Origin of the sequence: Acinetobacter wuhouensis (genome assembly GCF_001696605.3) — a bacterium.
Lineage (GTDB): Bacteria > Pseudomonadota > Gammaproteobacteria > Pseudomonadales > Moraxellaceae > Acinetobacter > Acinetobacter wuhouensis.
In genome coordinates this window covers 1-5424 of the sequence record NZ_CP031713.1, presented here as the reverse complement: position 1 = coordinate 5424, position 5424 = coordinate 1, and the positions used below count along the sequence as shown (strand labels likewise).

The window sequence follows — 5424 nt, the reverse complement described above, 5'->3', positions numbered from 1 at the left end:
TAGCTTTTTTGGGGAATATGTGAGGGGATATAAATAAATACTTATTTACTGCTTAGGCTATTCTTTTATATCGAATAAATAACTACGAATCACTTCATAAGTATCTTTAGCTGATTCAACTTGCTGAGCTATGAAATTCTTATTAGGGTATTTCTCAAACAAGACTTCTGACAATAATTTAGCAAACTTTTCAGATTCAAGTTTGGTGCCGTTTTGCATAAAGATGTGATGTATAGCTTTATGGAATCTTTCAGTATCAAGAGGATGATTTGTATGCCAAGTTTCAGCTTTAATCCAGATATTGATACATTCTTTAAAGTCGTTAATTTCCATTTTTATTTCTCTTAAATATCAATGATTACTTTAATCTATTTATTATTTTCTATCTCAAATAATTGTTTTAATCTGAGTTCATATTGTACTTTTTTAGTGGTATAGATCTGTCTGCAAATCCATATAGTTCCAGCTATTGATCCTATTTGTAAGGCATATCTTAAATAGGTGCTTAAATCACTGTAAGAATGCTCAAAAGCTTTATAAATTAACCCAGTAATTACCATCATTAAAGTTAAGCCCAGTATCCAACAATTTGAGGTCAGAATGTCTTCATAAGGTGGCTCTATTTGTTTAATGAATATGTAAATTTTATTAGCAAGAAAACCAGCTAAAAGTGTAACGATTACACCTAAATCACTGTCTAAGGGTAATTCCATATATTTTGCAGAATAAGTAACAATTATCATAAATAGAATAAAGGCTGCTATTCCAATTACCCAAGACAGTTTATTTCTCATATTCTTAATGTTTGGACTTTAAATAATTAAATTATAACTAATTAGTGTGTTTTTTACTTTGGTTGCGTTCACTTAAAGTTTCTAAGCCTAATTCTTTCCAAATTTGCCATTTCATATCGTTTGGATCTATCTCAGCAGTTTTCAAAAGCACTCCTAGCAATTCTGCAGGATCTCGCTTATCCAGGTTAGCAATCTCAAATAAAGCTCCTAATTGAATGAGGTGACGAGTACGAGCTTTACGTTCGGCTTCCTTTTCAGCATTCAACAATTTTTTAACTGCCACCTTTTGTTTATTTGCTCGCTCCATAGCTTTTTCAGCTTTGATCAGGGCATTTAACTTTTTTTCTTGGTCGGGGGTACGGTATTGGATTTGAGCTAATTCTAATAAAAGTTTTTGAGCATCATTTGGATTTTTTAAAGCAGAAATGTAGGTGATTTTTTCAGAAAGCCATTCATTAGTCATATTCAATTCCTCAAGTAAGGTACCGCAAAAGTACAGGCTCAATTATCAAAGAACGATAACAAAATAATTACGTCTAATGTCCGCAATTTTGTTAAAGTTCGTTCTAGAGATTGTCGCCTGTACTTCCATCAAAATTTTGATGGCGCGCTTAGACGTTTCTCTACTTCGTAGAGAAACCTAATCACGTTAGGGACTTCATCCCTAAAACCCTGAAATTTCTTTTTTTCGTTCAATTGAAAATTGAATGAAAAAAAGAAGTACCAAAGCTAGGAGCAACATCATGCAACTAAAACAGGTATTGGGAAAAATCAAAGATATTATTTTTGGCGTGATTGCAGCACCGCTACTCATCATCATTATGATGCTTGCTTCGATACTCGATCAAAGAGCTTTTAAGAAAGAACGAAACCGAAAAAAGGAACAGGATAAAACCTAATGGCGATTGCTCGTTTAAGTGTGAAAGTCGGTAAGGCAGGCAAGGCAGCACCGCATGCCGAATATATAGATCGGGATGAAGAAAAAAAGAAAAAAGAGGAACAGGCTAAAACTGACCTCGAACATAGTGCCTATGGAAACATGCCGAAATGGGCGGAACATAATCCGATTACCTTTTGGCAGGCAGCCGACCTTTACGAGCGCAAAAATGGCAGTACCTATCGAGAGTATGAAATCGCACTACCTAGAGAAATGAATGCCGAGCAACGCCTAGAACTGGTTGAGGATTTCATTCAGTCCGAGATCGGCTCAAAATATCCGTATCAGTTTGCGATTCATAACCCTAAAGCAATGGACGGCAACGATCAGCCCCACGTCCACCTGATGTTTAATGAACGTCTGCAAGATGGAATCGAACGAGATCCAGAGCAATATTTCAAACGCTATAACAGCAAAAATCCTGAACGTGGCGGAGCTAAAAAAGATAATACAGGCAAGAGTTACCAGGAACGAAAAACCGATATTAAAGACCTACGCCAAAGATGGGCAGATTTATGCAATAGCCATTTAGAAAAACATCAAATTGACAGCCGTATTGATATGCGAAGCTACAAAGAGCAAGGCATAGAGAAAGAACCTGAAAAAAAATTATTACCAAGCCAAGCCAAAGATCCTGAAATTAGGGAAGCCTTGCAACAGTCACGTACAGCCTATAAAGAGCTTGAGCGACTAGACTTAGGCGACCCGAAAAAAGACCTGAAAGAACTTAAAGATAGCCCAATTTCAGACAAAGAAATTAAACAGGGTATTGAGAGCTTTAAGGCTGATTTTGACAGCTTCAAACAACTTGCCTTACAGCAGTACAAAGAACAGCAGAAATTAGAACGAGAGCAACAGAAAACAATGAAGTTTAGAGGGATGAGCCGATGACACCTGATGAAAAAAAGTTATATGCACTGATGGCAGTCGCAGAACAACAGCAGAACCTAGTCAATCAGGCTGTCAAAGAGCTTCAAATCACGAAGGAAGACATTCAAAGGGCTATCGCTGGGCAAACTCATCACACTGTATCAAAAGCGGTAAATGAGGGCTTACAGGACGGTACAGCAGAACTAGTTAAGACCGCTAAAGCGCTTGGACGCTTAAAAAACTCGATTGAATCAGCCAGTAATGAATTCTCATGGAAAATCATCACAATAGTTTTGGGGATTTTTGCCATTCTTATGCTTGGCATCATTTGGTTATTCAGTGTTTATATCAAACCGCTTGAGAATATTTCTAAGATTGAAAGTTTAAGAGAGGATGGTATTCAGCTTGAGATTCGAAGTTGTACTGTTGGAGAAGAATCTAAACCATGTGTGCGTGTGATGAAAGAACAGTGCAATTATGGAAAAAATCATGATTTATGTGTGATCGACCCTATATAGAAAAATTCGAAAACAAAATTTGAAAGTCTGTTATGCCAATAATTAGAGTTTTAATACTCATATTTTTACATCAAAAGTAATGAAAAAGTAAAGATTATGCCTTATATTATCTTTACATTATTGGTTTTTGGAGTGATTAACCATGTCCGCAGTCAATTTCAATATGCGTTTAGAGGCAGAACTAAAAGAAAAAGTTACTCCTATTTTGGAGGACTACGGTTTAACCATGCCACAGGCATTTAAACTGTTCTTGAATCAAATTGTTAAAACGAAAACGATTCCATTGTCTTTTGATTATGCAAGGGAAACAGCTTTAACCCCTAAAGCAGCAGCAAAGTTGCTTCAATCTCTTAAAGAAATTGAAAATGGGGAGTACACCGAGTACGAAACAGTAGAAGAAGCCATCCAAGCAATGTCGGAAGAAGCACATGGCTAAACGCAAGATCATCGTAACCAGTTCTTTTAAACGTGATATTAAAAGACGTTATTTAGAACTGGTAACGGCTGAATGGGCCGAGGTACTGGACTGTTTAGTCGCTAATAGTCCATTGCCTGAAAAATACCTAGATCACCCCTTAAAAGGTGGTGCTGAGTTTAAAAATTGTCGAGATTGCCACGTTAAACCTGATTTAGTCTTGATTTATAGGCTCGTAGGGGATGATGTTTTAGAATTACACCAGTTAGATAGCCATTCAGAAATTTTTGGTTAAGTGACCATTCAGAATTGTTTTTAATGTTTTGAAATTAGTAAAAGTTAAGGAAGTTGTTATGTTGAAGCGGTCAAGTTTAGAAAGAAAAGAGTTCAAGCAGGAAGAGCTTGCACTAATGAAGAAGCTTGATTTAAATGATATTGAGATTATTAAGTCTGATAATCTTGCACAACTCTTAATTTGGACTTCTGAACTTGCTCAACATAATCATGCTCAATTTATTGAGTTTAGTAATAAGTTAGGACTTATGGCTGAGGATAATGTAGAAGAACGAGAAGAAATTAATAAGAAGATTAAGTTTTATAGAAATAGTGCATTTGAAGAAAACCAAATAAAAGATTTCTATCTAAAGAAGCTACTGGATCAGGGGGAAGCGACCGTAAGGGGATATATCAAACATCCGATTAAGCAGAATACGAAATATGCCGTAATTTCTTATCATGGATATGACTTTGTTAGCTTTGCGACGCCTGAGATTATTGAAAAATCTCCCTTAAATTTCATTGATTTTGTGCAAATTGAAGTACCAAAAACACTGGCTGATATACACCCCGATGAAGCTCTACTGCTATCAACTATCAAGGATTTTATAAAGCCCTTTAAAGAACAATATAAAAAAATAACGAGCAAAAATAGGGAGATTAAAGAACATAATGCTGTCGTACATGAAATTTATATAAAAATTAAAAATAAAGAAGCAACTCTGCAAAAATCAACAGACTCGAAGCCTAAAGAATCTAGTCCAAAGTCTACTGAAAATAGTGCTGTACCAGTAGAAATGAAGCAGGTGGCCATTCAGAAAAATATGGCTCCACAAGAAAAGCCGATTACAGTGATTAAGAAGCGAAAGTTTGCTTTAAACAAAGAAAAGTAAATTTTAATTTAAAAATACAAAGAAAAAGCCCATCGAGTATTGAAACTCGACGGGCTTTCGCTTTATATTCAACGGTACGCAGTTATTTGATGTCACAACCATCTAATAACGAAGATCATAAGGTTTGACGACCGTTATGATTTCACACTAAGGCTGGTACCTGAACTCTATTTTCACAATAAACAGTGTTTATATCAAGCCTCAAAATGATAAGTCTTCGTTAATTCGTGTTTTAAATCGTCAAATAAGTATCCTAGATCGAGCTTTGCCCGCTTCTGCGTGTCCGTTTTACGGTCGGCATGCAGTACGTGTGGTAGGAATAAGTGTCACTGGCGTATTGTAGCTATAGTCGAAAGGCTAAACCGCTTACAGGGGAACTTCACATAGGCGGAGCGTTGGGAGTAGTTACATAGGACTTGTTAAGTTGTACGTTGGGGAAACCCTCGCAGAGATACAGGCAATGTAACGACAGGGAGCGCGTGGAGCGAAGTGCAAGACTTTGAGTCCTTGTCTGCATAGTCAGCAAAGCTATGTGCGGATACGACCGATATACGTGGCTCCGAAGCCAAATATATACAGGTAAATCGGCAATACTTAGGGGATGTGTCATTTTTTTAAATGACTGCCCTTAGGGTGAGTATTGCCGAAACTCTCTCAACCGTTTCCAAAGCCAAAGCACGAAGTGCGACGCTTTGGGGGCGAGTTGAGAGGTTGAGAGCAT

Annotated in this window: 9 protein-coding genes; 6 read left to right on the top strand and 3 right to left on the bottom strand. The window is 36.8% G+C overall.

What is annotated here, in order from left to right; all coding sequences use genetic code 11:
- Positions 1-57: 57 nt before the first annotated feature.
- The 3 genes from BEN71_RS00605 to BEN71_RS00595 are packed head-to-tail and all read right to left on the bottom strand — an operon-like array spanning position 58 to position 1257.
- Entirely contained in the window at positions 58-333 is a 276-nt protein-coding gene (locus tag BEN71_RS00605) for a hypothetical protein (protein WP_068975704.1), read from the bottom strand.
- A gap of 35 nt (positions 334-368) precedes the next feature.
- A complete protein-coding gene (locus BEN71_RS00600; protein WP_068975703.1) occupies positions 369-794 on the bottom strand; it encodes a hypothetical protein in 426 nt (141 codons plus the stop codon).
- 37 nt (positions 795-831) lie between these two features.
- Positions 832-1257 (bottom strand): conjugal transfer protein TraD, encoded by a 426-nt coding sequence (locus tag BEN71_RS00595; RefSeq protein WP_068975702.1) that lies wholly within the window; start codon positions 1255-1257, stop codon positions 832-834.
- A gap of 280 nt (positions 1258-1537) precedes the next feature.
- On the opposite strand from BEN71_RS00595, the gene BEN71_RS19165 reads away from it, so the two are divergent.
- The 6 genes from BEN71_RS19165 (at position 1538) to BEN71_RS00565 (ending at position 4703) form a co-directional block, all read left to right on the top strand.
- On the top strand, positions 1538-1693 hold the full coding sequence (locus tag BEN71_RS19165) for a hypothetical protein (RefSeq protein ID WP_167443670.1): 156 nt from the start codon (positions 1538-1540) through the stop codon (positions 1691-1693).
- The gene (locus BEN71_RS00585) at positions 1693-2622 is read left to right on the top strand and encodes a MobA/MobL family protein (RefSeq protein WP_086322811.1); all 930 of its coding nucleotides are present in this window, start codon (positions 1693-1695) and stop codon (positions 2620-2622) included. Before BEN71_RS19165 ends, BEN71_RS00585 begins: the two co-directional genes overlap by 1 nt.
- The gene (locus tag BEN71_RS00580; RefSeq protein WP_068975708.1) at positions 2619-3119 is read left to right on the top strand and encodes a hypothetical protein; all 501 of its coding nucleotides are present in this window, start codon (positions 2619-2621) and stop codon (positions 3117-3119) included. The genes BEN71_RS00585 and BEN71_RS00580 overlap by 4 nt, the downstream gene beginning before the upstream one ends.
- Before the next feature lie 142 nt (positions 3120-3261).
- Entirely contained in the window at positions 3262-3555 is a 294-nt protein-coding gene (locus BEN71_RS00575; RefSeq protein ID WP_068975707.1) for a type II toxin-antitoxin system RelB/DinJ family antitoxin, read from the top strand.
- Positions 3548-3829, top strand: coding sequence for a type II toxin-antitoxin system YafQ family toxin (locus BEN71_RS00570; protein WP_068975706.1), 282 nt, complete (start codon positions 3548-3550; stop codon positions 3827-3829). The genes BEN71_RS00575 and BEN71_RS00570 overlap by 8 nt, the downstream gene beginning before the upstream one ends.
- A 58-nt stretch (positions 3830-3887) precedes the next feature.
- A complete protein-coding gene (locus tag BEN71_RS00565) occupies positions 3888-4703 on the top strand; it encodes a hypothetical protein (protein ID WP_068975705.1) in 816 nt (271 codons plus the stop codon).
- Positions 4704-5424 lie beyond the last annotated feature (721 nt).

What these genes read in the sequence shown, in the direction of transcription:
- BEN71_RS00575 (WP_068975707.1), top strand. Translation starts at nt 3,262, where the DNA reads ATGTCCGCAGTCAATTTCAATATGCGTTTAGAGGCAGAACTAAAAGAA.
- BEN71_RS00595 (WP_068975702.1), bottom strand. Translation starts at nt 1,257, where the DNA reads ATGACTAATGAATGGCTTTCTGAAAAAATCACCTACATTTCTGCTTTA.
- BEN71_RS00565 (WP_068975705.1), top strand. Translation starts at nt 3,888, where the DNA reads ATGTTGAAGCGGTCAAGTTTAGAAAGAAAAGAGTTCAAGCAGGAAGAG.
- BEN71_RS00570 (WP_068975706.1), top strand. Translation starts at nt 3,548, where the DNA reads ATGGCTAAACGCAAGATCATCGTAACCAGTTCTTTTAAACGTGATATT.
- BEN71_RS00585 (WP_086322811.1), top strand. Translation starts at nt 1,693, where the DNA reads ATGGCGATTGCTCGTTTAAGTGTGAAAGTCGGTAAGGCAGGCAAGGCA.
- BEN71_RS00600 (WP_068975703.1), bottom strand. Translation starts at nt 794, where the DNA reads ATGAGAAATAAACTGTCTTGGGTAATTGGAATAGCAGCCTTTATTCTA.
- BEN71_RS00605 (WP_068975704.1), bottom strand. Translation starts at nt 333, where the DNA reads ATGGAAATTAACGACTTTAAAGAATGTATCAATATCTGGATTAAAGCT.
- BEN71_RS00580 (WP_068975708.1), top strand. Translation starts at nt 2,619, where the DNA reads ATGACACCTGATGAAAAAAAGTTATATGCACTGATGGCAGTCGCAGAA.
- BEN71_RS19165 (WP_167443670.1), top strand. Translation starts at nt 1,538, where the DNA reads ATGCAACTAAAACAGGTATTGGGAAAAATCAAAGATATTATTTTTGGC.